Raw genomic sequence first — 25,091 nt, forward strand, 5'->3', positions numbered from 1 at the left:
GGAAGGTGCGAATAAGTCCGAGATGTGAGATCATCGTGTTGTAACCTGAACCCAGAATGAGTAACCGGATGAGCCAGCAACTGACTTTTGCCGACAGTGAGTTTTCCAGTAAACGCCGCCAGACCCGCAAAGAAGTTTTCCTTGGCAGAATGGATGACTTGCTTCCCTGGGACAAATTACTTGGCGTTATCGAGCCTGTGTATCCCAAGGCCGGTAATGGTCGCAGGCCCTATCCGCTGGAAACCATGCTGCGTATTCACTGCATGCAGCAATGGTACAACCTGAGCGATGAGGCCATGGAAGATGCCCTCTATGAAATCGCCTCCATGCGCCAATTTGCTCGCCTGTCACTGGATAAAGCCATTCCAGACCGCACTACCATCATGAATTTCCGGCATTTGCTGGAGCAGCATGAACTGGCCCGCAAAATCTTCAGTACCGTTAATCACTGGCTAGCAGAGTGTGGCGTTCTAATGACCCAGGGCACCTTGGTGGATGCCACCATCATTCAAGCCCCCAGCTCTACCAAAAACAAACACAACAGCCGTGATGAAGACATGCACCAGACCAAGAAAGGTAACCAGTGGTACTTCGGCATGAAAGCGCACATTGGCGTGGACGCCAAAAGTGGCCTGACCCACAGTCTGGTGACCACGGCGGCTAACGAGCACGACCTCAATCAGGTTGGCAAGTTACTGCATGGCGATGAAGAATTTATCTCAGCCGATGCTGGTTATCAGGGGGCCGAAAAGCGCGATGAGCTCAGCGATGTCAGCGCAGACTGGCTTATCGCCAAGCGTCCCGGCAAAGTGAATGCATTGAAGCAACACCCGCGCAAGAACAAGCTGGCCATCCGTTACGAATACCTGAAAGCGAGTATCCGAGCGAAGGTTGAGCATCCATTTCGGATAGTAAAATGTCAGTTTGGTTTCGTCAAAGCCAGGTACAAGGGGCTGGCTAAAAATGACAGTCAACTGGCGATGTTATTCACCCTGGCGAACCTGGTTCGAGTTGACCAATTGATACGGGCACAGGCGAGATCTACCTGAAATGAGGAAATTAGCCTGAAACAGGGCCAAAATCAGCCACGAAGAGACGATTTTGGGCTGAAAATTGGAAAATTGAGCCACAGGACGTCGATAAAGGACGGTTTGGGGCGTCATATCGGGAGCTGCGGACCACTTAATCGCAACTTCCCTAGAAGAATTTATCTTTTTATCGCATGCCGATATGGTGGATAAACTCAAAAAATGCCGTGCACGTAATTTCCAGACGGTGGCGGGAGGATTACCGGTTTCAGACATGGCGGAACACTATGAGATGCACGGGATTCTGATCGAAAATGGTCTGGAATCGGTGAACAGCGCGCTGCGCGAAGCGATGGCAATCGTGGAGACGACCCGCCGCAAGCAACAGGATATGGCGCGACTGGAGATCATTCTCTCCTCAATTACGGAAGGTATCATCGTCACCAACGAAAATAACGAGATCCAGATCTTCAATAAATCCGCCGAGAACATATTTGGCCTGATGGCCTCGCAGGTGATTGGCAAACCGGTGGATACGGTCATTAAAAATACGCGGATTAACCAGGTATTGCTGACAAAATCCCCCGAGATCCGGGAGATTATGGATCTGGACAATACCTCCATCATTACCAGCCGGGTGCCAATATTTCGTGGTACGCAGTGTATTGGGGTGGTGTGTTCGTTTACCGATACGCCGCAAATCCAAAAAGTGGAGCGGATTATTCGCGGCAAGCTGATGAAAAAAGGCTTCACTGCCCGTTACCGGTTTGAGCATATCCTCACGCAAAATAAATACATGGAGTCGGTCATTCATCTGGCAAAAATTTATGCCAATACCCACTCCCCGGTGATGATTTATGGGGAATCCGGCACCGGTAAAGAGCTATTCGCGCAGAGTATTCATAACCAGAGTAAACGCCACCGAGGTCCATTTGTCGCCATTAACTGCGCCGCCATTCCGGAAACCCTGCTGGAAAGCGAACTGTTTGGCTATGAAGGGGGCTCTTTTACCGGCGCGCGGCGCGAAGGAAAAGAAGGTCTGATAGAACTGGCGCACCAGGGAACCTTATTTCTCGATGAAATTGGTGAACTGCCACTGCCTATTCAGAGCCGCCTGTTACGCGTCTTACAGGAATACGAAATTATGCGTGTGGGGGGAAAGGATATTATCCCTGTCGATGTGCGGATTATCGGCGCCACTAACCGATCGCTGGAAAAAATGGCGGAGGAAGGCTCGTTTCGCGGCGATCTCTACTACCGGTTGAACGTCTTACCGCTAATGGTGCCGCCGCTACGGGAAAGAGACGGCGACGTCCGTTTTCTGGCTGGGCACTTCCTCGAAAAATCGGGCTGCGGGCATAAACTGGCGCAGTTCATCGCCCTGTTTTCCACTTACAACTGGCCGGGAAACGTGCGTGAACTGAATTTTATTATTGAGCGGCTGGCACTATTATCGGCCGGATTTCCGGACGCTTCGCTGTTTGAGATATTAAATCTGACCGGTTTTAACGCGCTTAAATCCTGCAATGCGTCACAGACAAATGGGAGGATCGTCGCGGATCTGAGTAAAGGACAACTGAAAGTCATCATTAAAGATCTCGAGCGACAGATTATTGCGTTCTACATGGATCTTTTTGAACAGGATCAAGAGAAAGTCGCCGCCCATCTGGGGATCAGCAAAATGAGTTTATGGCGAAAATATAATCAGATGGACCGCTAAGGGAGGGCAACGACGCAATGCCGGTCGCCTGCTGAGTCCAATATTATTTCAACTCATTCGTTGCTTTAATTCTTCTGGGGTCAATGGCGGATTATGTCGGTGTAACATCGCATGGCAATTCGGGCAGACTGGTATCAGATCGTCAATGGGATCCAGATGATAATCCTCTTTAATCGCCGAAAGCGGTACCAGATGGTGAATATGGATAAACCCCTTGCCGATTTCGCCGTATACCTTTGACATGTCGAGGCCGCACACCTTGCATTGATAGCCATGATACTCAAGCGCTTTCTGCCGAGCATTGCGATCGCGTTCATAACAATTCACCACCACCTGCGTAGCCGCTCCTTCCACATAGTCGATTTGCGATGTTAGCTCATCGGGGAAAAGGGTATCGCTGACAGTTGCAGCCCCCTTTTCTCCCTGCACGATGTGAAATCCTTGCTCAATCAACAAACGCACGCATTTCGATTTGATACCTCCCGAGAAATCCTGCGGCGTGAATGTTTTCCCGGTCATCAACGTTGCCGCGATCCCCACGATCGCTTTTGAAGCGATAGCGGCGGCCATCAAACACTACCTCATAACGTCGGGCCTCTTTGAAAAGATGAGGGAACCCGTCATCGTAGGCTCGAATGGCTTTAATAATGTATTTCCGTGGCAATCGATCGGGTAATTCATTCATTTGATATGATCCATGTAATCCGGGGCTTTGCTTGTCTCATTGGCAAGACTCCGTGACCCCACCAGTGTATCCCTCCTTCACCGCTTGATCAGGCCGTATTTTGCGAGCATCATCGCAATTATTTCTCGAGTAATGAAATCAATGGGTTCCATTCAGATGCTGCAACAGGCAATTGCCGACATGACGATCTGGCGCAAAGGCGAGCAGCGCGCGCCGCATAAGCCATTACTGCTGTTATACGTACTGGCGGGTTATCAGCAAGGTCATGGGCGTCTGTTTGATTATGCTTCGGAAGTTCGCGATAACCTACGTAGCCTATTGGAGCGATTTGGCCCCCAACGCGCCCAGTACCGACCGGACATGCCCTTCTGGCGTTTACAGGGAGACGGTTTCTGGCAACTGCAAAACGCGGAGCGCTGTTCCACATTTGGCAGTAGCCGACAACCTCCCGCTGGTGAACTGGTTGAATTTAACGTTGCTGGCGGCTTTGATAAGCAACATTACGACCATCTGATAAAAAGTAAGAAACTGATTAATTCACTCGCCCGACAAATCCTCGAAGCCCATTTTACCGAAAGTATTCAGGAAGAACTCGCCGATGAACTGGGATTTGAACTCCAGTTGCTTCGTAAACAGCGCGATCCCCTGTTCCGCCAGCAGGTACTGCGAGCCTACAACTATGAATGCGCCATTTGCGGCTACAACATGCGGCACGACAATACCTCTGTCGCGCTGGAAGCTGCCCATATCAAATGGAAGCAGTACGGTGGTCCTTGCGAAATTCCGAATGGTCTGGCCCTCTGCGCAATCCATCATAAAGCTTTTGATAAGGGATCCATTGGATTAGATGAGAGTATGCGAGTACAGGTTTCAGAAGCGGTTAACGGTGGCGGGATCGTCGGCAGGCTGTTTTGGGATTTTCAGGGGAAGATCATTTCTCTACCGCAGGTAAAAGCATACTGCCCGCAGGACGAATTCGTGGATTGGCATAGGAGAGAGGTGTTCAGGAGATGATAAAGATCAGGCTTGCTCAGGAAACATTAGAACTTTCAGTAGCCATGACAAAAAATAGGGTATGATACTTTCGTTTAACTAGCGTTAGATTAGGTCAAAACTCTTTTATCATATATCTCACAAGTGGTCTTTCTATAAGGCTAACATCATTGAAAAGCACAAAAATTACCCTTTTCACAGCATAGAGTTAATATTTATGAATGAGAAAAAAATCATTGAAATTGCGAATCTGGAAAATGATTGTAAAATTGGCAAGGACAGGCACTTTATTGCTGCCGACAGAAAAAACAAATGGCGAATCTATCTGGGTTTATTTGCCGTCGTAGGCTCCGCTGTAATATCATCTGGAATAGGCAAGAGCATATTAGAATTACTAAATTCTTATCTTCAAATAGAACATTGGGCCTCCTGGGATACGGCTTTGAGTCATATCCTTCCATTATTAGTTGGTATTTCAACTGCAATTATCGGTTTTCTTGGTTTAGAGAAACAAACGGCACAACATCGATATGTCGGCAATGCCTATATTGAAATATCCAGGAAAGCAAGATCTCTTTTAAATGAAATCAATAAAAACAATTATAATGAGAAAATAAAAGAATACGAACCTTTATTAGAAAAGTATCTGGAGATAAACAAAGAGGGTGAGTCATGTCCGACGAATAATAGCGACTCATTCAAAGCGATGAGTATGAATGCTTACCGACGCAATGCCATCAAAGGAAAACTAGCTGAGATGGAAAAGGATATTATAAAATTTAGCACCAAGAAAAAACGTACGACATTAAAGCTAAGTACTATTGTAAGTGTGAATATAAAGATAAAAATCGCCTACGTATTATGCTCATTAAAAATCATCAGGAAAAGAGATTATTTACGCTATGTGAAATGCTATCTGACATTATCCTGTTAATCTCATCGTACAACGGGCGATTAAGCCCGTTCTCAATCAAACCGGTGCAGGTCGCCCACACAGAACGATTCATCAACTCAGCGTGCCCTGTAACACCTGCACTTATCTGCCCTGAAACCTGCATCATGCAAGCATGTCCGGCATTGCTTTTCACCCTCGAAAATAGTACGGTCACACAAGAAGAATTCTTCGTGGACGGTGGAAAATTATGCCAATAATTCAGTCTGTTGAACGTGCTTTGCAGATCCTCGACTTGTTTAATGAACAGGCTACGGAACTCAAAATCACCGAGATAAGCAAACTGATGGGATTGAGCAAAAGTACCCTCCACTCTCTTCTTAAAACGCTTCAGTTGCATGGCTATATCGATCAGAACCCGGAAAACGGAAAATACCGTCTGGGAATGAAACTGGTCGAGCGTGGCCACTTTGTCGTTGGCACAATGGATATTCGCCAGAAGGCAAAAAGCTGGTTGATCCGGCTCTCGCAGGAAACGGGACAAACCACCCATTTGGGTATTCTGGACGGCAACGAAGGCGTCTATATTGAGAAAATAGAAGGTAAGCAGGCTGCCATCGCTTATTCACGAATTGGTCGCCGCTTGCCTGTTCACGCCACGGCTATCGGTAAGGTATTGCTCGCCTGGCTGGATGAGGAAGAACTTGCTGCGGTGTTGGAGGGGTATCAGTTCAATGGCTTTACCCCCGCCACCCTTACCGATCGCGCCTCGCTACTTGCCGCGCTGAAAGAAACCCGCCATAACCAGTATGCGATGGATAACGAAGAGAATGAGCCCGGCGTGCGCTGCGTCGCGGTACCGGTCTGGAATCATGAATCACGGGTTATCGCAGCCCTTAGCCTCTCCACTCTCACTTCTCGCGTAAACGACGCCGAGCTGGCCGCCTGGCGTCAGAAACTGATGGATGCCGGGCTGGGGCTGTCGATAACGCTGGGCTATCGTCAACCCTGACCCTGTGTCTCGCTAAACTTTCGGTTGATAAGAGAAGGTGGCGAAATCGGCGTAGCAGCCGTCGCCGCTAATATCCTCACAGTGCAAACCAACAAATGCCCCGGTAAAGAAGCCTCTGCCGCCAATATAGTCATCCGACAGTTTCCACGCCTCAAACGTTAGCGGAATGGTCTGCCAGTGGTCACCATCAAATGAATAGCTATAGCGGTATTCCAGATTGTCCACATCCACTCGCAGCCAGACGTTTTCCGCATTCTCCGGCACCAGAATCGGATTATCGTAAAGATGCCAGTGCGCCACGTTGTGATCGAGTTGAATAATCTTCAGCGTTCGTCCGCGCCCCTCTTCCCAGTCCATAAAGCAGTACGTCCAGTTTTTACTGTTGTAGTAACAGGTTAGCCCCGCACTTTGTTGGAAGTAGCGCGGGGAAAAGGCCATCTGCGTTTCAGCACGAAAACAGAAATGCTGCCAACGGCGAGCGACCGTTGACTGGGTAAAGGTGGAGTTCAGCGAATCATTGCCATACAGACGTAAAAATCCAGGTCGGGCGGTCAGCGAGCCAAGCTGGTCATCAAACGGAATACGTAGGGTCTGCAATTCCGGATCGAGTCTTTCACTGTCAAAATCCGTTCGCCACGCTCCCGTTCCAACGCTAGCCTGCTCTGTCATACGTGGCCCCGGCACCGTCAGCGCCGCGTGTTTGCCCCCTTCAACATAGGGCCAACCGTCACGCCACTCGATACGCGCAATCCCTGTCTCACGCCCGAGCGGACAGTATCCCCGCCCGCCCGCTGCTAATCGCGGAATTCCCGGAAGATGTAACGGACGGCTGGTCAAATACGCCAGATACCATTCGCCGGTATGGGTCTCCAGCAGTGAACCGTGACCACTCTTCTGTAGGGGATTTTCCGGCAGATGCCAACTGGTCATCATCGTCACATCGGGATGCAGTTCGTACGGCCCATCAATATTTTTTGCCCGCAATACCACCACGGCATGTTCGTAACTGGTTCCCCCTTCCGCCACCATCAGATAGTAGTAGCCCTCGCGACGATAAATATGCGCCCCTTCGGTATAGCCCAATGGAGTACCCGTAAAGAGCGTTGAACGCTGCGGCGAAAGGGTTTGCGTATCAGCAAAAAACTCCTGCAACACAATGGTGTTATGAGGATTACTGTGATGACGCGGCCCCCACGGGCGATAGATGTAATACTTTCGTCCATCCGCATCATGAAAGAGTGAAGGGTCAAACCCGCCGTTGCCCATTGGCACAGGCGCGCTCCACGGCCCTTCAATAGATGGCGCGGTAACCAGGAAGTTACGGCCATTTTTCCACGGCGAATCAACGATTTTTACGTCGGTATACAGCAACCAGAATTTGCCATCGGCATAGCTCAGGCAAGGCGCCCAGATGCCGCCAGAATCCGGATTGCCTTTCATATCCAACAGCGCCACGCTGTCGAGCGGAGTACTGACCAGAGACCAGTGTTTCAGGTCGCGAGAATGATAAATCCGCACACCGGGAAACCATTCAAAGGTTGAGGTGGCGATATAGTAATCCTCGCCCACACGACACAGAGACGGGTCCGGGTTGAAGCCGGTCAGGATCGGGTTTTCAATCTGATACATGGTTCTCTCCTCAGTTCACTGCCACAGCGGCATCGGCAGGTTTGCTCTCAGGCTGCGCGGTGCGCTGACGTTGCAGCTGCTGACTGATCTCTTCCACACGCTTGCTGCTCAGTTTGTAGAACGAAAGCAGTGTGAACATACCGACGTAAAGCACGACCGGTACGATGCAGAAGAGGATTTTGATGGTCATCAGGACGTTATCTGGCTGCACGGCGTTGCTTGCCGAGTAGCTGGAGAAGGCAAGGATCCAGCCCACCAGCGCGCCGCCAATGGCCAGACCGATTTTCAGGCTGAAAAGATAGGTAGAGAACACCAGGCCATCGAGGCGACGTCCACTTCGGCTCTCTTCATAATCCACCACATCGGAGGCCATCAACCATTGCAGCGGTGTGGTGGTATTGAAGACGAACAGGAACACAATATTCAGCGCAAATATCAGCGCGATATTGTCTGACGGAATAAAGAAAATACTCAGGCTGATCAGTGAATAAATGCCGATGATCCACTTAAACGACGTCACGCGATCGAATCGGCCAAGCAGACGAGACGAACAAAGAGAACCAAACATCGTCGCCAGGCTGCCATAGAGCAGGAACTGCGTTGCCAGCTCAGGATGGTCCATCACGTATTTGACAAAATAGAGCGTTGCGCCGCCGCGAACCACGTTCGAACCGGTTGCCATCATTTTAAAGGCGCACATAATTCGCCACTGGCTATTCCCCATCAACAATTTAAGGTCTTTCTTAACCGATGATTCAGGTTGAATCTCGAACGTATAACGCTCTTTCGTTGTAAAGAAACACACGAACAGCAGCACTACGCCACAAATACCCAATACACACATCGCGCCGAAATAGCCGACCTGTTCATCCCCCTGGCCAATAATTTTTACCAACGGCAGGGCAATGCCGCTAATGGCTAATGAACCGGCAGCGGCCAGGAAAAAACGCCACGATTGTAAAGCATGGCGCTCTTTTGGGTCAGCGGTAATGGCACCGGGCATGGCACAATAGGGAACATTCACAAAGGTATAAACCAGCGTCAATAAAATATAGGTGACGCAGGCATAAATGATTTTGCCCTGAGCGGAGAAATCAGGCGTATAAAATGTTAATACGCAGACAATGCCAAACGGGATCGCTCCCCACAACAAATAGGGACGAAACTGGCCGTAGCGGGTACGCGTTCGGTCAACCATTAACCCCATTAATGGATCGGTTATCGCATCCAGCACGCGTGAAATCAGGAATAATGTGCCCATTACGCCTGCCGACAAACCAAAAACATCGGTATAAAAGTAGGCCAGTAAAAACATCGTGGCCTGCCAGACGAAACCGCAGGCGGTGTCCCCCAGTCCATAACCAATTTTATCTTTCATTGTTAACTGCATTTCTACCTCCAGAGAATATGAGAGAAATACGTTCCGAATGACCGGGACCTACAAAATTAAATATCTGAACGTGAACTTTGTGAGGAATACACCCTTTATCCGTATGCTTACCAGATGATGCTTACGAGGAAGATTGTAGAGAGGGATTCGATGAGACAACAATTGTCATATTTGCTTTAGCGGTTATGTATTTTAACTTCTGTGATAACGATGCACTTTTCAAGAAAATAAAAAAAAGACATCCTCCCGTGAAGGATAATATATTTCAGGACAATATTATTCGTCGCCGAAAATAGTGTTCCGGCGACTGATTAATTAATTTTAATTATTCAAAGCCCAAGTGCTTTTTTCCCAGCGTTAATCACCTCAATAATTTTATCCGTATCGTAGATGCACCCTTTCCAGGTTCCACCGCTTACCGCCTGCAATGCAGCCCACAGTCGGGTGTCGTCAGGCAGATAGTCATGGGGTTTCAGGTCGGGATGTAACTCGCGCTCCGCCAGAACTGTCGCGCCCTCTTCCGGTGTCAGTCGTGCTTGTGCGCTGCCGATAAAGTTCACGCTTCCTTTCAATGACAAGCGATCGACCACAATTTCAATCACATCCCCCGTGCGCAATTTGCCGATCGGCCCTCCCGCGAGCGCTTCCGGCGCAACGTGCCCCAGGCAAGCGCCGGTGGATACGCCGGAAAAACGGGCATCGGTAATGAGCGATACGGTTTTCCCCCATGAGATATGCTTCAGCGCCGAAGTGAGCTGGTAAGTCTCCTCCATGCCAGTGCCGGATGGCCCACCGCCGATAATCACCATGATATCGCCCTGCTGGATCTGCCCCTGTTTGATGGCTTTGATCGCCGCCTCTTCCGAGACAAATACGCGCGCCTTGCCCGTATGGCGATAAACACCGTCATCATCCACCACAGACGAGTCGATCGCCGTCGCTTTGATCACTGACCCTTCTGGTGCGATATTACCCACCGGGAACGCCACCGTGGAGGTCATCCCTTTGGCTTTTGCCCCTTCCGGCGACAGGATCACGTCATCAGGATCCACACCGTCCTGATCGCGCAGGCACTGACGGAATTTCGCCCGACGTTCAGCGTGCTCCCACCAGTCGAGGTTTTCACCGAGTGTTTGCCCGGTTACCGTCATCACATCTTCATGCAGTAGTCCCAGTCGACGCAGGTGCAGCATCACCTCCGGCACGCCCCCCGCCAGGAATGCACGCACCGTCGGGTGATAATCCGGGCCGTTGGGCAACACGCTGACCAGGCGCGGCACTTTGCGGTTGATCGCGCTCCACTGCGCCACATCCGGCAGGCGGCATCTGGCGGCATGGGCGATCGCCGGTATATGCAGCAGCAGATTCGTCGAGCCTCCGAAGGCCGCATGCACCACCATCGCATTCTCTATCGCTTTGTCGGTGAGGATGTCGCGGGCAGTAATCCCTTTTTCATCCAGCGCCATCACTGCCCGCGCCGATTGACGCGCAATCTCCAGCCACACCTCCTGGCCCGACGGCGCCAGCGCTGAGTGCGGCAGCGCCAGTCCTAACGCTTCCGCCACTACCTGTGATGTCCCTGCGGTCCCCAGGAACTGGCATCCGCCGCCGGGCGACGCGCAGGCGCGACACCCCAGTTCGGATGCCTCTTTCAAACTCAACTCATTATTAGCGTAACGAGCACCGATGGTTTGTACCTTTCCGGCATCTTCGCCGAAGGTGGGCGGTAATGTCGCCCCGCCCGGTACGAGGATCACCGGCAGATCGTGCATTGACGCCAGCGCAATCATCGTTGCGGGCAACCCCTTATCACAGGTCGCCACGCCAATGACCGCCCGCCGTGTCGGTAGCGAACGAATCAAACGGCGAAAGACAATCGCCGCGTCGTTACGATAAGGCAGCGAATCAAACATGCCGTGCGTCCCCTGCGAACGACCGTCACACGGATCGCTGACAAATGCCGCGAAAGGAATGCCACTGAGACGGGTAATTTCCTTCGCCGCCGCCGACATTTGCAGGCCAATCTCCCAGTGCCCAGTGTGATAACCGAGAGCAATAGGGCGGCCATCTGAGTGGCGAATACCACCCTGCGTGCCAATCAATAACACTTCTCTGCCCGTGAGTTTGTTAGCATCCCAGCCCATTCCGGCATTTTGCGTCATGCCGAAAAGGTTACCGCTGGGAGACTCCAGTAACATTTGCGGCGTCAGCGGCAATGCCCCCTGGGGGCCGGCAGCGTGGGTTTTCACCGCATAGAACGGTTCATCCTGCGGCGTAAAAATGGTGTTGATAGACATTGTCTCACTCTCCCGAGCGTCGGGGTTCAGGTCGCTCCATTATTGTTCTACATTATAGAACAACGTTCTTATTTATAGATTCACTGTAATGCAGGCCATGCGTAGAGGTAAATCAGAGAGAGGAGCAGGCTGTGCGTTTTTTAGCCTTGATCACAAAACGGTAAGCAACGAAATGTAACGAGAAGGTTACGCTAACGAAATGGTCGGACAGCCACTGACTATCCGACCGTTGATGATCCCGAAAGCTAATACCCGGCAGGCTCAACCGGATGACTGTCACCCGGTATATGAGGCGATTTCACAAAGACCCCTTTCCACGGCACTTCCCCTTTGTTCACCAGAAAATGCGCTTCACCGGGATCGCAGTGCATCACATCCCCGGAGCCTAATGTGTAGGGTTCACCGTTCAGGTACAGCGTCACTTCGCCTGCCAGGGTATAAAAAATTTCACAGGCTTCGATGTGGCGATGGTTGGGAAAAGACTGACCGGGCTGGAGCATGACGACGCCCATGTCACATACCGGGCCACGAATGAGGTATTTCGGGCCACTGTCGCCAAAACGGTACTCATGCTGCGCTTCATTCGATTTAATCATGACGATCTCCTGTTATAAACCCGGCGCTTTCCACAAAGAGGTCGTCAACCCGTGATCGACCAGACCTAACTGTTCCTGATATACCGCCTGCCATTTCTCGCGCGATTCCCGATAAAGCGCATGTTTCTCCTTGTCCGGAACATGCTCCCGCTCCCAGCGCACCAGTCGTTCGCCCGTTTCAGCCATGGATGACCAAATCCCGGCCCCCACGCCAGCGGCAATCGCACAGCCCAGCGCCGTCGCCTCTTTGACGACCGGAACGTTGACCGTCAGCCCTGACACGTCTGCCAGAATCTGGCTCCAGAGTTTGCCCTTCGAGCCTCCCCCGGCAAACACCAGCGACGTGGGATGGATCCCGGTAAAATCGGCGATTTGCTGTAAATTGCAGGTCGACACAATGGCCGCATTCTCTTCCAGCGCGCGGAACAGCGTGGCCTTATTACATTTTTCCGGATCGATGGACAGGTTGATGAACGAAGGGGCGGCGTGATACCAGCTCTTGAAACGCATCCGGTCGGAGAAAATCGGCATCACGCCCCATGCCCCTGCCGGCACCCGGGAAGCCATCTCCTCCAGCAGTGTATAAGTGTCGACGCCCAGGCGCTCGGCGATCAGCTTTTCTTCGGCACAGAAGGCATCACGGAACCAGCGCATCGTCAGGCCGGTAAAAAAGCTGATCGATTCAGTTTGTACCATTCCCGGAATGACGTGCGGATTAACGCGTACGTTCATCTCAGGATCAACAATCGGCGCAGGTAAATTCACGACCTGCTGCCAGAATGTGCCACCCAGTACGGCGGTTTGCGCCGGACGAACAACCCCAAGGCCGAGACAGCCCAACTGCACATCCCCGCCGCCCACCACCACCGGCGTGCCGGCTTTCAGCCCGCACAGGGCTGCAGCCTGAGCCGTCACCCTACCCAGCAGCGTGCCGGTCTCTTTGACCGGCGAGAGAATATCCGACCGCAGTCCGGCCATTTGCAGTAGTGAGGGTTTCCAGTCGCGCGTTTTGAGATCCAGCAGGCCCGTGGTTCCGGCATTGGAAGGATCGACCGCCAGCTCGCCGCTGAGCATATAGGCCATCCAGTCGCTGATCATCGTGACCGTCGAGGCGCGACGATAGATGTCCGAACGATGGTGCGCCAGCCAGAGCAGACGCGGAATGGCACTCAACGCCAGCGTCTGGCCGGTGCTGCGATAGACTTCGCTTTCGAAAGTGTAGTCGTGGATCTCTTTAAGCTCGCTGACTTCCCGTGCCGCTCTGGCATCCACGTTGGCACAGGCCCAGACCGGCGTTCCCTCTGCGTCATAGACCACAATGCCTTCGCGCATCGAACAGGCGGAAACGGCAGCTATTGCTTCCGGCGCAATACCGGCGATATGCAGTGCCTGGCGAATGCAATCACAGGCCAGTTGCCAGTTTTTTCCCAGATCAAATTCCATCGAGCCGGGCACATCCGGTACGGCAAGGTGTCGCCATTCCGCTTGTCCCACCGCAATTTGTTTGCCTTCCAGGTCGAAAATCACGGCGCGGACGCTGCCAGTTCCGGCGTCCAGTGCCATCAGGTAATGTTCTGAGTCAGAGAGGGTACAGAGTCGGGCCATCGTTTTAGTCCTCGGCTTATTATATCTGTCAGGTCGTCAATGCTTTCTCCACGGTACAAACGGAAATTCTGTTACTCCCCTGCCGTACGCCTGCACGACAGATACGCATTACTGTCCGCTGACAATGGCGGCGGCAGTTTCCTGGTCGGTGACCAATGCGTTGATATAGCCCCCTTTCATCGCGGCGGCGATCGCTTCCGCTTTATTCACGCCCCCGGCGACGCCAATCACGGTCGGGATCGTCTTCAGGGTATTGAGGGTTAACCCAATCAGTTCATCGTGAATCTTCATCTCCGGGATCACCTGCCCTTCACCATCGAAGAAGTAACCCAGAATGTCGCCCACCGCGCCTTTGCGGCCAATCATCAGTTGTTCACCCTTCGTGATATAGCCTGAGCGAATAATGGTGGCCTCATCTTTCTGGTTGATAGCGCCGATACCGACAATGGCCGCATCGGCTGCCTGGGCGGCCAGCAGGACATCCTGGACGCTATTTTCATTTTTTAACGTCCGGGCAATCTCCGCAGAAGAGGCGCGAAGCGGCGCCGGAATAATACTGACCGGACAGGCCGCGTTGAGTTGTCCAATCCCGGTCATGTAAGGCCCCACGCCACCCGACAGCGTCACCAGGCGAATTTGCTGAGCAGAAATAAACCCGCTGAGCCGTTTTAAGGTATTCATGGTCGCTTCGCCGAAGCCCGCCGCCAGAATCTGCTGTGGCTGGAGTGACTCCATCAACATATGCGCAGCGCCGATCCCCAGGCGAACACATGCATCCGCGCCGGGAAGTCCCGGGATGACCCGCACATTATTCAGGTCAAAGTGACGACGTAATTCGGTTTCATATTCCAGACAGCCTTCAAAGCGAGAATTAATCTGTACGCGAATAATCCCGGACTGATGCCCCTTTTCCAGCAGGCGCGACACCTTAAGCCGCGTCAACCCCAGTCTGTTGCTGATGTCGCTTTGCGTCATACCGTCGTGGTAATAGAACCACGCAATACGTGCCACCAGCTCTTCTTCACACATCCCTTGCTCGGAAATCATCGGGTCATTAATAGTCATCATTCTGTCTTCACTTTGAACATATCGAATTTCTGAACACAATTGTTCATTCATTGGTCGTTAATAACTGTGATTAAACCCACAATTCAGTGGCTTTCGTTTGAACAAATTTAATATTGACGATCATTTTAGCATGAAACGTGATCTATTCGTCGGTTTTATGAGCAGTTAGGTCATAAGGTTATGAACAATTCGAATCGCACAATACATTTGTTCAACCTGATTCTACCCAGGCCGAACGGAGGTGGCATGCAAATGAGTCAAGAAAAGATCGCCCCACTACTCAGCGCGCAGTCTGTCTGCAAGCAGTATTCCGGCGTCAACGTCCTGAAAGGGATTGATTTTGTCTTACGCAAAGGCGAAGTCCATGCGCTCCTGGGCGGGAATGGCGCCGGGAAATCCACGCTGATGAAAATCATCGCCGGCATTACCCCTGCGGATAGCGGAATCATTGAGATTGAGGGAGCCCGCTGTACAAAACTGACGCCCATTCTGGCGCATCAGTTAGGCATCTACCTTGTCCCGCAAGAGCCTCTGCTCTTCCCCAGCCTGACGGTAAAGGAGAATATTCTCTTTGGTCTGCCCAAACACCAGAGCTCGGCGCAAAAAATGGCGGCGATGCTGACCGCGCTGGGCTGCCAGTTTGATATCAACAGCCCGGCGGGTTCACTGGATGTGGCCGACCGGCAAATGGTCGAAATCATGCGCGGGCTGATGCGCGATTCACGAATTTTGATCCTCGATGAACCCACCGCCTCACTGACGCCTGCGGAAACCGATCGTTTATTCAGCCGCCTGCGTGAATTGCTGAGCACTGGCGTAGGGATCGTCTTTATCTCCCACAAGCTGCCAGAGATACGCCAGATAGCGGATTACATTAGCGTGATGCGGGACGGCATCATTGCGCTATCCGGAAAAACGGCGGATCTGACCACTGACGAGATTATCCAGGCCATCACGCCTGCCTCACGCACCAACGCGCTGAGCGCGACGCAAAAACTGTGGCTGGAATTGCCCGGCAACCGTCCGCAGCACGAGGCGGGCACGCCGGTGTTGAGTCTTGAGAATGTGACCGGCGAAGGGTTTATGAACGTCAGTTTCGAGGTCCGCGCCGGGGAAATTTTAGGGCTGGCCGGTCTGGTCGGTGCCGGACGTACCGAACTTGCCGAAACGCTTTACGGGCTACGACCGCTACGGGCCGGAAGCATCGTACTCGGCGGCAAGGATATCTCCTCACTTTCCACCCGCGAACGTCTACAGCACGGTCTGGTGTATTTGCCGGAGGACCGGCAATCGTCAGGGCTGAATCTGGATGCCTCGCTGGCGTGGAATGTTTGCGCATTAACCCACAACCACAGCGGTTTCTGGGCTAATCCGGCCAAAGACAGCGCCACGCTCGAACGCTATCGCCGCGCGCTTAATATCAAGCTCAACGATCCTGAACAGCCTGCCCGCACGCTCTCTGGCGGTAATCAGCAAAAAATCCTGATCGCCAAATGCCTTGAAGCCTCGCCGCAGGTGCTGATCGTGGATGAGCCGACGCGCGGTGTGGACGTCTCGGCGCGTAATGACATCTATCAGTTGCTCCGCAGTATTGCCGCCCAGAACGTCGCGGTGCTGTTCATCTCTTCTGATCTGGAGGAGATAGAACAGATGGCCGATCGCGTTTACGTCATGCACCAGGGAGAAACGGGCAACGATGCTCTGCAAGGCGACGAGATTAATGTCGACACCATCATGCACGTGGCGTTCGGCGACCGCACGTCAGGGGCTACACCACATTCCGGGGAGGCGCCATGCTGAAATTTATCCAGAATAACCGCGAGGCCACCGCCCTGTTAGCCGTGCTGCTGCTGTTCGTGCTGCCAGGGATGCTGGACAGCCAGTACCTCAGCGTTCAGACGCTGACAATGATTTTCAGCAGCGCCCAAATCCTCATGCTGCTGGCGATGGGCGCAACGCTGGTGATGCTGACCCGCAACATCGACGTGTCGGTCGGCTCAATCACCGGGATGTGCGCGGTACTGCTGGGGCTGTTGCTGAACGCGGGATATCCCTTGCCGGTGGCCTGCGTGGCGACGCTGCTGCTGGGGCTGCTGGCAGGATTTATCAACGGCGTGCTGGTCGCCTGGCTGAAGATCCCGGCGATTGTCGCCACGCTGGGCACGCTTGGCTTGTATCGCGGCGTCATGCTGCTGTGGACGGGCGGTAAATGGATTGAAGGATTACCGGCACAACTTAAGCAACTCTCCGCCCCGGTTTTCCTCGGTATCTCCGCCATTGGCTGGCTGACCCTGCTGCTGATGTTGCTGATGGCCTGGCTGCTGGCAAAAACCGCTTTTGGTCGCTGTTTTTATGCCACCGGGGATAATTTACAGGGCGCGCGGCAACTGGGCGTGCGTACCGAAGCCATTCGGATTCTGGCCTTTTCGCTCAATGGCTGCATGGCAGCGCTGGCCGGGATCGTCTTTGCCTCACAGATTGGCTTTATCCCGAATCAGACGGGAACCGGGCTGGAAATGAAAGCCATTGCCGCCTGCGTGCTGGGAGGCATCAGCCTGCTGGGCGGTTCCGGGACGATCATTGGTGCCGTGCTCGGCGCCTATTTCCTGACGCAAATCGACAGCGTACTGGTCCTGCTGCGCATTCCGGCGTGGTGGAATGACTTTATTGCCGGTCTGGTCCTGCTGGCGGTGCTGGTATTTGACGGCCGGTTGCGCTGCGCGCTGGAACGCAATATCCGTCGGCAAAAATATGCCCGCTTCACGCCGCCGCCCCAACCGCGTCCGTCGGCAAAAAACACCGACTCTGTGCGCACTGCCAAAAAACGTGAGGTTGCCTGATGACTCGTTTACATCGTTACGGCTGGGAACTGGCGCTCGCCGCGCTACTGGTGATTGAAATTCTGGGATTCGGCGCCCTGAACCCACGCCTGTTGGATCTGAACGTCCTGCTGTTCAGCACCAGCGACTTTATCTGCATTGGCATTGTCGCCCTGCCTTTAACCATGGTGATCGTCAGCGGCGGGATCGACATCTCCTTTGGCTCGACGATGGGGTTGTGCGCCATCGCGCTGGGCGTGATGTTCCAGGGCGGCGTACCGCTGCCGCTGGCCATTATTCTGACGCTCGCGCTGGGCGCGCTGTGCGGACTGATCAACGCCGGACTGATTATCTACACCGGTGTGAACCCGCTGGTCATCACCCTGGGAACGTTATACCTGTTCGGCGGCAGCGCACTGCTGTTGTCGGGGATGGCGGGAGCGACCGGTTATGAAGGTATCGGCGGCTTCCCGCAGGGCTTCACCGATTTTGCCAATCTCGATGTGCTGGGTCTGCCCGTCCCCCTGATCTTCTTTCTCGTCAGCGTGATCTTTTTCTGGTTGCTGATGCACCGGACCCACGCCGGACGCAATGTCTTCCTGATTGGGCAGAGCCCCCGCGTGGCGCTGTATAGCGCTATCCCGGTGAACCGGACGCTGTACGCGCTGTACGCGATGACCGGCTTTGCGTCGGCGGTCGCGGCGGTGCTACTGGTCTCTTACTTCGGCTCTGCACGTTCCGATCTGGGCGCCTCTTTCCTGATGCCAGCCATTACAGCGGTCGTCCTGGGCGGCGCCAATATCTACGGCGGCTCCGGGTCAATTCTCGGTACCGCCATCGCCGCGCTGTTGGTGGGCTATCTGCAGCAGGGATTGCAGATGGCTGGCGTGCCCAATCAGGTATCCAGCGCCCTCTCCGGCGCATTGCTAATTGTCGTTGTCGTAGGTCGTTCTGTCAGCCTGCATCGTCAGCAAATCAAAGACTGGCTGGCGCGTCGTCGCGCTATCCGGCAGGCCTAAAACCCATTGCCATAAAGGAAAAGTACATGACTATTCAGAGCATTAAAAAAATTGCCGTAATCAGTACCCTTAGCCTGGCGGCGTTCACTCTCAACGCTTATGCCGCAGAGCGAATCGCGTTTATCCCAAAACTGGTTGGCGTGGGATTCTTTACCAGCGGCGGTAACGGCGCCCTCGAGGCAGGCAAAGAGCTGGGCGTCGATGTCACCTACGATGGCCCGACGGAGCCCAGCGTGTCCGGTCAGGTTCAGCTCATCAATAACTTCGTCAACCAGGGGTATAACGCCATTGTGGTGTCCGCCGTGTCGCCTGATGGCTTATGCCCGGCGTTAAAGCGTGCCATGCAGCGCGGCGTGAAGGTGCTGACCTGGGATTCTGACACCAAACCGGAATGCCGGTCGTACTACATCAACCAGGGCACTCCTGCCCAGTTAGGCGGCATGCTGGTCGATATGGCCGCAAATCAGGTCAAAAAAGAGAAAGCCAAAGTGGCCTTCTTCTACTCCAGTCCGACCGTGACCGATCAAAACCAGTGGGTAAAAGAAGCGAAAGACAAGATCGCCAAAGATCATCCTGGCTGGGAAGTCGTCACCACGCAGTTTGGTTATAACGACGCCACCAAATCGCTGCAAACCGCAGAAGGCATTATTAAGGCTTATGCCGATCTCGACGCCATCATCGCGCCGGATGCCAACGCCCTTCCCGCCGCCGCTCAGGCTGCTGAAAACCTGAAAAACACCAGCGTGGCGATTGTCGGCTTCAGCACGCCAAACGTGATGCGCCCTTATGTTGAGCGCGGCACGGTGAAAGAGTTTGGCCTCTGGGACGTGGTCCAGCAGGGCAAGATCTCCGTGTACGTGGCTGACGCGCTGCTGAAAAAAGGCGACATGAATACCGGCGACAAGCTGGACATTCCGGGCGTGGGCCAGGTTGAAGTCTCGCCGAACAGCGTACAGGGCTACAGCTATGAGGCGAAAGGCAACGGCATTGTGCTGCTGCCTGAGCGCGTGGTGTTCACCAAAGAGAATATCGATAAGTACGATTTTTGAGTTTCATTCCTTAACCGTGGAGTAAAAAATGGCTGATTTAGATGACATCAAAGATGGTAAGGATTTCCATACCGATACGCCGCAACGCAATACCCCATTCACATTAAAGGGGTGCGGCGCACTTGACTGGGGGATGCAGTCCCGACTATCGCGCATTTTTAATCCTGAGACGGGAAGAACGGTCATGCTCGCGTTTGACCACGGCTATTTTCAGGGGCCGACGACGGGACTGGAACGTATCGATATCAATATCGCCCCCCTGTTCCCGCTCGCCGATGTGCTGATGTGCACACGCGGTATCCTGCGCAGTGTGGTACCGCCCGCCACCAACAAACCGGTAGTCCTGCGCGCCTCGGGCGCTAACTCGATTCTCACCGAGTTAAGCAATGAGGCGGTTGCGCTCTCCATCGATGACGCGGTTCGTCTCAACAGCTGCGCCGTGGCGGCACAGGTGTATATCGGCAGTGAGTATGAGCACCAGTCGATCAAAAATATCATTCAGTTGATTGATGCCGGTATCAAGGTCGGCATGCCGACGATGGCGGTAACTGGCGTGGGGAAAGACATGGTGCGCGATCAGCGCTACTTCTCGCTCGCCACGCGTATCGCCGCAGAGATGGGCGCGCAGATCATCAAAACCTACTACGTCGATAAAGGTTTTGAGCGCATCGCCGCAGGCTGCCCGGTTCCGATTGTTATCGCCGGTGGTAAAAAATTACCGGAACGCGAAGCGCTTGAGATGTGCTGGCAGGCCATCGACCAGGGCGCATCCGGTGTCGATATGGGACGTAACATCTTCCAGTCCGAACACCCTGTCGCCATGATGAAGGCCGTCCACGCGGTGGTACATCGTAATGAAACCGCAGACCGCGCGTATGAACTCTATCTGAGCGAGAAAAACTAAGAAGTCATGGGCCTGCCAGGCGGGCCCATGCGTTTCAAGGAGAACAGTATGCATGTCACTCTGGTGGAAATTAACGTCCACGACGATAAAGTCGATGAATTTATCGACGTCTTTCGCCTCAATCATCTGGGATCGGTGCGTGAAGAGGGAAATCTCCGCTTCGACGTGTTACAGGATCCGGAAGTGAAAAGCCGCTTTTATATTTATGAAGCCTATAAGGATGAAGCCGCCGTTGCGTTCCATAAAACCACGCCCCACTACCTTGCCTGCGTGGAAAAACTGGAATCGCTGATGAGCTGCCCCCGAAAAAAACGCGTCTTCAATGGATTGATGCCATAAGGATCTCAAAATGAACCGTCCCTTTTCCGGGTTGAATCGCGCAGAGTGCGTCTCGTTAATGAAGCGTTACCCGTTAAGCATCGGTATTCTTGCCGGTCAGTGGCTCAAACTCGGTGAGTACCTGCAAACGCTTCGCGCGCTTGAACAACCCGTTCTTCACCTGGATCTGATGGACGGGCATTTTTGCCCTCAGTTCACCGTCGGTCCCTGGGCTATCACGCAATTACCAGCGCAGATAATTAAGGATGTTCACCTGATGGTGGATAATCCCTGGCCCGTCGTGCAGGCAAGCGTAAAGGCGGGAGCACACTGCGTCACGTTGCAGGTAGAAAACTCGCCGCATCTGCACCATATGCTCCACTGGCTGGGTGAGCAAAATGCGGAAGTCTCCGGCGGCACAATGCCGGTGTTGCGAGGGGTCAGTCTGTGCCCGGCGACACCGCTGGAACACATTCTGCCGGTCATTGAAGACGTTGAAATCGTACAAATTTTGGCGGTCAATCCGGGCTACGGGAGCAAGCTCAGCAAGCCTGCCTTACTCAGGCGCATCGCTCAGGTTGTTGCATTACTCAATGCGTCCGGGAAGCGGGATTCCATTCTGCTGGCCGTCGACGGTTCGCTAGCACTGGAAGAACTGCCGGAGATAATCGCCAGCGGCGTCGATCGCGTAGTATCCGGCAGCGCCCTCTTCAAAAACGATGCGTTGAATGAAAACATCACTCACTGGCTAATGACGATACATTCAGCAAAGGGGTGATGAGGGGGTCTGCTGGATGGGGCATTTTTGGGCAGTACCTTGATGAATTCGGTGAAGTTCGTAGACATGGATGAGGATGGTTATGATTGAAAGAGAAATCTTGCGTGGCGCGGATTTAAGGTACAAAAACTGCTTTTGAGGGCTTTATATTTAGATTTGGTGCGAAGGCCGGACTCGCCTTTCAATTTTAATCAACTGAATTACAAGTGATTAATTGTTAATGTATTGATGTTATATACTCAGTTATATACTCAACTATTTTCTTTCAAAAATCAGCGCTTAACGCAGCACATAAACCAACTCAAAGATGGCGCTGTGATTATACCCGATTGCATCATTTCAGCCTGGGGCGTTTTTTATTATCGGGAGGTAGCATCTCCGGGTAATATTTCGGTCGGTTAAAACTTCGACTTCAGTTTGCATGGTATTTTTTCCGTAAAAAAGTAAACGCACCCACCAGTACCAGCAGGCGCATTATGCAATGAGTAAACAAGGAACAAAGATCAGCGGTGTAAATCGGGAGATAGTTCGCAATATTCACAACGCAGAGTTATTACTGTTTATTCGTAACAAACCAGTTGCCTGTCGTGCCCGCAGAATATCTACAGCCCGAAGATATGGGGACTGCTCTTGCCAGCTAAATCCTTTGCGATCGATACGAACCAATTCATATTTCTCCACCAAAAAGTTAACGGCATTAGCCAGAGTAATTCCGGCATCGATATGTTCCTGTATAACCGTTTCATCACTGAACGGCGTATCGTTTAGCGTAAGACCATAGTGCTGTTTCAGCAGGCGTGTCAGTAACATTTGCCAGACTGCCACGGGCGACAGACATAGCGTCGCCGCCTGCGGAGTTGTTGCAGGTAGAGTTTTCATATTTGCTCTTGTGAAAGTAGTTAACTATGAGTGGGGTAAATGGCGATGTATACGTAGCCGTAACTGCCAAGGGTATCGGCTTCGCAGGTGAAACCATCGTGGTACAGGGTGACACAGTGGGCATGGCGAGGATTCATTTCACCAGTGGTCAGCATCGATTCCATCTGACTGATAAAATGCGGAAATGCCACATCCAGCTTAAGACATTCTGCTTCGCTGAACTTACCGGTGATACTGACCCGGTCAGCCAGATAGTGCACCCGGTTGCCCTCCTGCACCAGACGTGCTCCCTGGCGCGGAGTGATATCCCGCTGCAGGCCCCATGTCGTGTTGCTCATTTATAACCTCTTTATTGTCAGTTCAGGGTGATACTCATCAGACAGACATAAGGCCCGTTGCGGTCCTGGCGGCGTTCGGCGTATACCGCCAGCACGCCGGGAATGTCAGAAACGACCTTACCGGTGTAATGACAGACACTGCCGTGCCACTGGTATCTGCCGGTGCAGTATTGAAAAATGCGGAGGCCGGATGCTGATGGTAAATCTTCATCGCCCGGCGTTTACTGATAATTTTCATGTAATACCTCAAAGCAGACCGTGTTCAGCGAACGACAATATCTGCGTGCCACCGACAATGAGATGGTCAGGCACACGGATATCAACGAGCTGAAGCGCCTGCACCAGACGCTGCGTGATGGTCTTATCTGCCTGGCTGGGCGAGGTGTCGCCAGAAGGGTGGTTATGCGCCAGTATCACTGCTGCTGCATTGAAATGCAGGGCGCGTTTGACCACCTCACGGGGATGAACCTCCGTGCTGCTGATGGAACCGGCAAACAGGGTTTCGTGGGCAATCAACTGGTTCTGCTGATTGAGATAAAGCACCATAAACTCTTCGCGTTCCAGTCCCGCCATTTTCAGTTTCAGCCAGTCACGGGCAGCCTGAGTGGAGGTGAATGCCACGCCTGTTTCGCGCAGGTGCCGGTCAAGCAGCGTTAAAGCGCGTTTTACCGTGCGTTGTGCGGTCAGTGGAAGTACCGGTGTCTGTGGGATGAGTGACTGTTCCATCATAAGTATCCTTAATCAATAATGCGCAAAATGGCGCTGGATTCAGGGTGCTGCAGAGCGTAATCCCGCAGGCGGTAATAGTGCTCCGTCATGGCATCGCATTCGGTGCGACAGGCGTGGTGGCTGTATTCAATCAGGCAAACCGCGATACCTGCGGCTTCCACGCTCATTTCCGCACCATTACCGCTCATGCTGTTGAACAGGTGCCATTTATCACCACCGTCAGCATCAGGGGCCATAAACGCGCCACCATTGCTGAGTGTGTAAAAGGACCAGATACCTCCGCTGTACTCATCACAAAAGCGGTCCATCCAGGCGAAAATACGGGGTTCCAGCGTGATCCACTGCGGGATAGCGCCAAAGTACAGCGGCCAGAAATCGAGACGTTGTTCGTCAGGTACTGGTATTGCAGTGAGGTCAAATTGAGGTTCATTAGCGGGCATCAATTCGCATTGCGTTTGTGTCGTCATGGATATTCTCCGTCAATAAAAACGCCAGCGACGATGGCTGGCGTATGGGAAATCAAGGACATGCAGGGATGATAAATGGGTGTGGTCAGGAGGAGGATGCTCTGAGGATGCCTGACTTGCGGATATAACGATTAAGCCCTTCACCGACATCAGGTTCAAAGCACCACGCCCGCCAGACAATTCGACCTTCAGAGTAACGAACCACCAGGCGGAAGTCGCTACCCTGGTCGTCTTCAATGCTGATGTTGTGATACCGACGGGTAACCGCTTCAGTCTGCTGTCGGGTGAAAGGTCCCGGTGGCAAGCATATGAGATTCAGACATTCGGTGTACCTTAAAAGCAAACGCCCCTGACGCAGACGCGTCAGGGGCTATGGGAGTATGCAGCAGGTGTGGGGTGATTATCAGAAACCCGTCTGCACCTTATAAAGGCGCAGAGTTTTGCTGCCACGGACAATCTTCACATACAGGGCATTATCTTTTGCGCCACGAACAAACCCGGCCTTCACATCCCCTTTGCAGTTGCCACCGTCATAAGGGATGTTAAGTCCGGTGTTAAATACCAGGTCAATAATCCCGAAACTTAAATCTTCACAGGCTGGACCGGGCAAATCCTGAATCAGGGCAAATTTATGGTCGTCGCTGACATCGGCCAGTGAGCACATGGAGGTGTTGATGTCGTTTCCCTGGCACCAGTACTCCTGACCGGGATTGTCTTTATCCATCAGGCTTGCCGGAAGCTGAGCAGCACCAGCACTGAATGCGGCAAGTAACAGAATGAGGGCGGGTACAGTAGAGGTCATTATTTTCAGCATGGTTTTCTTCCTGAATTAATCCAGCCCGCTGTCGGGCAAAATGAGGGAGGTTGGTATCGGGT

At 52.9% G+C, this 25,091-nt stretch carries 24 protein-coding genes and 2 pseudogenes; 12 read left to right on the forward strand and 14 right to left on the reverse strand.

Annotated features, from left to right (window positions below):
* Positions 1-68 precede the first annotated feature (68 nt).
* Entirely contained in the window at positions 69-1,049 is a 981-nt protein-coding gene (locus OGW13_RS09695; protein ID WP_000082736.1) for an IS5-like element ISEc68 family transposase, read from the forward strand.
* 136 nt (positions 1,050-1,185) lie between these two features.
* Complete coding sequence (locus tag OGW13_RS09700) at positions 1,186-2,748, forward strand: sigma 54-interacting transcriptional regulator (protein WP_502874024.1); 1,563 nt, start codon at positions 1,186-1,188, stop codon at positions 2,746-2,748.
* A gap of 48 nt (positions 2,749-2,796) precedes the next feature.
* Here the strand turns inward: OGW13_RS09700 and OGW13_RS09705 are convergent.
* Positions 2,797-3,433: pseudogene (locus OGW13_RS09705) on the reverse strand (HNH endonuclease).
* 141 nt (positions 3,434-3,574) lie between these two features.
* On the opposite strand from OGW13_RS09705, the gene OGW13_RS09710 reads away from it, so the two are divergent.
* The 3 genes from OGW13_RS09710 (at position 3,575) to OGW13_RS09720 (ending at position 6,330) form a co-directional block, all read left to right on the forward strand.
* Entirely contained in the window at positions 3,575-4,447 is an 873-nt protein-coding gene (locus tag OGW13_RS09710; protein WP_042999283.1) for a phosphorothioated DNA-binding restriction endonuclease, read from the forward strand.
* A gap of 196 nt (positions 4,448-4,643) precedes the next feature.
* Complete coding sequence (locus tag OGW13_RS09715) at positions 4,644-5,360, forward strand: SLATT domain-containing protein (RefSeq protein ID WP_042999282.1); 717 nt, start codon at positions 4,644-4,646, stop codon at positions 5,358-5,360.
* 208 nt (positions 5,361-5,568) lie between these two features.
* The gene (locus tag OGW13_RS09720) at positions 5,569-6,330 is read left to right on the forward strand and encodes an IclR family transcriptional regulator (protein WP_044264503.1); all 762 of its coding nucleotides are present in this window, start codon (positions 5,569-5,571) and stop codon (positions 6,328-6,330) included.
* A 12-nt stretch (positions 6,331-6,342) separates the two neighbouring features.
* On the opposite strand, the gene OGW13_RS09725 is transcribed toward OGW13_RS09720, so the two are convergent.
* From OGW13_RS09725 to lsrR, 6 genes are all read right to left on the reverse strand, one after another.
* Positions 6,343-7,959 (reverse strand): glycoside hydrolase family 43 protein, encoded by a 1,617-nt coding sequence (locus OGW13_RS09725; protein WP_200015857.1) that lies wholly within the window; start codon positions 7,957-7,959, stop codon positions 6,343-6,345.
* Between the two features lie 10 nt (positions 7,960-7,969).
* The gene (locus tag OGW13_RS09730) at positions 7,970-9,349 is read right to left on the reverse strand and encodes a glycoside-pentoside-hexuronide (GPH):cation symporter (protein WP_042999279.1); all 1,380 of its coding nucleotides are present in this window, start codon (positions 9,347-9,349) and stop codon (positions 7,970-7,972) included.
* 329 nt (positions 9,350-9,678) lie between these two features.
* Complete coding sequence (locus OGW13_RS09735; protein ID WP_054176787.1) at positions 9,679-11,646, reverse strand: YjhG/YagF family D-xylonate dehydratase; 1,968 nt, start codon at positions 11,644-11,646, stop codon at positions 9,679-9,681.
* A gap of 245 nt (positions 11,647-11,891) precedes the next feature.
* Positions 11,892-12,242, reverse strand: a complete 351-nt coding sequence (locus tag OGW13_RS09740; protein ID WP_042999277.1) for a cupin domain-containing protein — start codon at positions 12,240-12,242, stop codon at positions 11,892-11,894.
* 12 nt (positions 12,243-12,254) lie between these two features.
* Positions 12,255-13,847, reverse strand: a complete 1,593-nt coding sequence (gene lsrK / locus OGW13_RS09745; protein ID WP_042999276.1) for an autoinducer-2 kinase — start codon at positions 13,845-13,847, stop codon at positions 12,255-12,257.
* 108 nt (positions 13,848-13,955) lie between these two features.
* Complete coding sequence (gene lsrR, locus OGW13_RS09750) at positions 13,956-14,912, reverse strand: transcriptional regulator LsrR (RefSeq protein WP_054176819.1); 957 nt, start codon at positions 14,910-14,912, stop codon at positions 13,956-13,958.
* A 249-nt stretch (positions 14,913-15,161) separates the two neighbouring features.
* On the opposite strand from lsrR, the gene lsrA reads away from it, so the two are divergent.
* Genes lsrA through OGW13_RS09785 form a run of 7 tightly spaced genes read left to right on the forward strand, consistent with a single transcriptional unit; the run spans position 15,162 to position 21,802 of the window.
* Positions 15,162-16,715 (forward strand): autoinducer 2 ABC transporter ATP-binding protein LsrA, encoded by a 1,554-nt coding sequence (lsrA, locus tag OGW13_RS09755; protein ID WP_042999275.1) that lies wholly within the window; start codon positions 15,162-15,164, stop codon positions 16,713-16,715.
* Positions 16,709-17,755: an autoinducer 2 ABC transporter permease LsrC gene (gene lsrC, locus OGW13_RS09760; protein WP_044256831.1), complete on the forward strand. Its 1,047-nt coding sequence runs from the start codon at positions 16,709-16,711 to the stop codon at positions 17,753-17,755. The genes lsrA and lsrC overlap by 7 nt, the downstream gene beginning before the upstream one ends.
* On the forward strand, positions 17,755-18,753 hold the full coding sequence (gene lsrD, locus OGW13_RS09765; protein WP_042999273.1) for an autoinducer 2 ABC transporter permease LsrD: 999 nt from the start codon (positions 17,755-17,757) through the stop codon (positions 18,751-18,753). The genes lsrC and lsrD overlap by 1 nt, the downstream gene beginning before the upstream one ends.
* A gap of 26 nt (positions 18,754-18,779) precedes the next feature.
* On the forward strand, positions 18,780-19,802 hold the full coding sequence (gene lsrB / locus OGW13_RS09770) for an autoinducer 2 ABC transporter substrate-binding protein LsrB (protein WP_000155278.1): 1,023 nt from the start codon (positions 18,780-18,782) through the stop codon (positions 19,800-19,802).
* Positions 19,803-19,830: 28 nt separating this feature from the next.
* Positions 19,831-20,706, forward strand: a complete 876-nt coding sequence (gene lsrF / locus OGW13_RS09775) for a 3-hydroxy-5-phosphonooxypentane-2,4-dione thiolase (protein ID WP_000774153.1) — start codon at positions 19,831-19,833, stop codon at positions 20,704-20,706.
* Positions 20,707-20,754: 48 nt separating this feature from the next.
* Positions 20,755-21,045 carry a (4S)-4-hydroxy-5-phosphonooxypentane-2,3-dione isomerase gene (lsrG, locus tag OGW13_RS09780; RefSeq protein ID WP_044264508.1) on the forward strand — a complete coding sequence of 97 codons (291 nt, stop codon included), beginning with the start codon at positions 20,755-20,757 and terminating at the stop codon, positions 21,043-21,045.
* A 10-nt stretch (positions 21,046-21,055) separates the two neighbouring features.
* Positions 21,056-21,802, forward strand: a complete 747-nt coding sequence (locus OGW13_RS09785) for a beta/alpha barrel domain-containing protein (RefSeq protein ID WP_222167703.1) — start codon at positions 21,056-21,058, stop codon at positions 21,800-21,802.
* A gap of 537 nt (positions 21,803-22,339) precedes the next feature.
* On the opposite strand, the gene OGW13_RS09790 is transcribed toward OGW13_RS09785, so the two are convergent.
* The 7 genes and pseudogenes from OGW13_RS09790 to OGW13_RS09820 all read right to left on the reverse strand — a co-directional run bounded on the left by OGW13_RS09790 (position 22,340) and on the right by OGW13_RS09820 (position 25,029).
* Positions 22,340-22,681 carry a TA system toxin CbtA family protein gene (locus OGW13_RS09790; protein WP_096889654.1) on the reverse strand — a complete coding sequence of 114 codons (342 nt, stop codon included), beginning with the start codon at positions 22,679-22,681 and terminating at the stop codon, positions 22,340-22,342.
* Between the two features lie 20 nt (positions 22,682-22,701).
* A complete protein-coding gene (locus tag OGW13_RS09795) occupies positions 22,702-23,019 on the reverse strand; it encodes a type IV toxin-antitoxin system YeeU family antitoxin (RefSeq protein ID WP_096889656.1) in 318 nt (105 codons plus the stop codon).
* A 17-nt stretch (positions 23,020-23,036) separates the two neighbouring features.
* Positions 23,037-23,257 (reverse strand): annotated as a pseudogene (locus OGW13_RS09800) (DUF987 domain-containing protein).
* Positions 23,258-23,265: 8 nt separating this feature from the next.
* Positions 23,266-23,748, reverse strand: coding sequence for a JAB domain-containing protein (locus OGW13_RS09805; protein WP_096889658.1), 483 nt, complete (start codon positions 23,746-23,748; stop codon positions 23,266-23,268).
* A gap of 8 nt (positions 23,749-23,756) precedes the next feature.
* The gene (locus OGW13_RS09810; protein WP_096889660.1) at positions 23,757-24,215 is read right to left on the reverse strand and encodes an antirestriction protein; all 459 of its coding nucleotides are present in this window, start codon (positions 24,213-24,215) and stop codon (positions 23,757-23,759) included.
* An 85-nt stretch (positions 24,216-24,300) separates the two neighbouring features.
* Entirely contained in the window at positions 24,301-24,534 is a 234-nt protein-coding gene (locus tag OGW13_RS09815) for a DUF905 domain-containing protein (RefSeq protein WP_096889732.1), read from the reverse strand.
* An 84-nt stretch (positions 24,535-24,618) separates the two neighbouring features.
* Positions 24,619-25,029 carry a hypothetical protein gene (locus tag OGW13_RS09820; RefSeq protein WP_096889661.1) on the reverse strand — a complete coding sequence of 137 codons (411 nt, stop codon included), beginning with the start codon at positions 25,027-25,029 and terminating at the stop codon, positions 24,619-24,621.
* Between the last annotated feature and the right edge of the window lie 62 nt (positions 25,030-25,091).

Origin of the sequence: Citrobacter sp. Ca225 (assembly GCF_030337175.1) — a bacterium.
In the GTDB taxonomy this organism is placed as follows: Bacteria; Pseudomonadota; Gammaproteobacteria; order Enterobacterales; family Enterobacteriaceae; genus Citrobacter_A; species Citrobacter_A amalonaticus.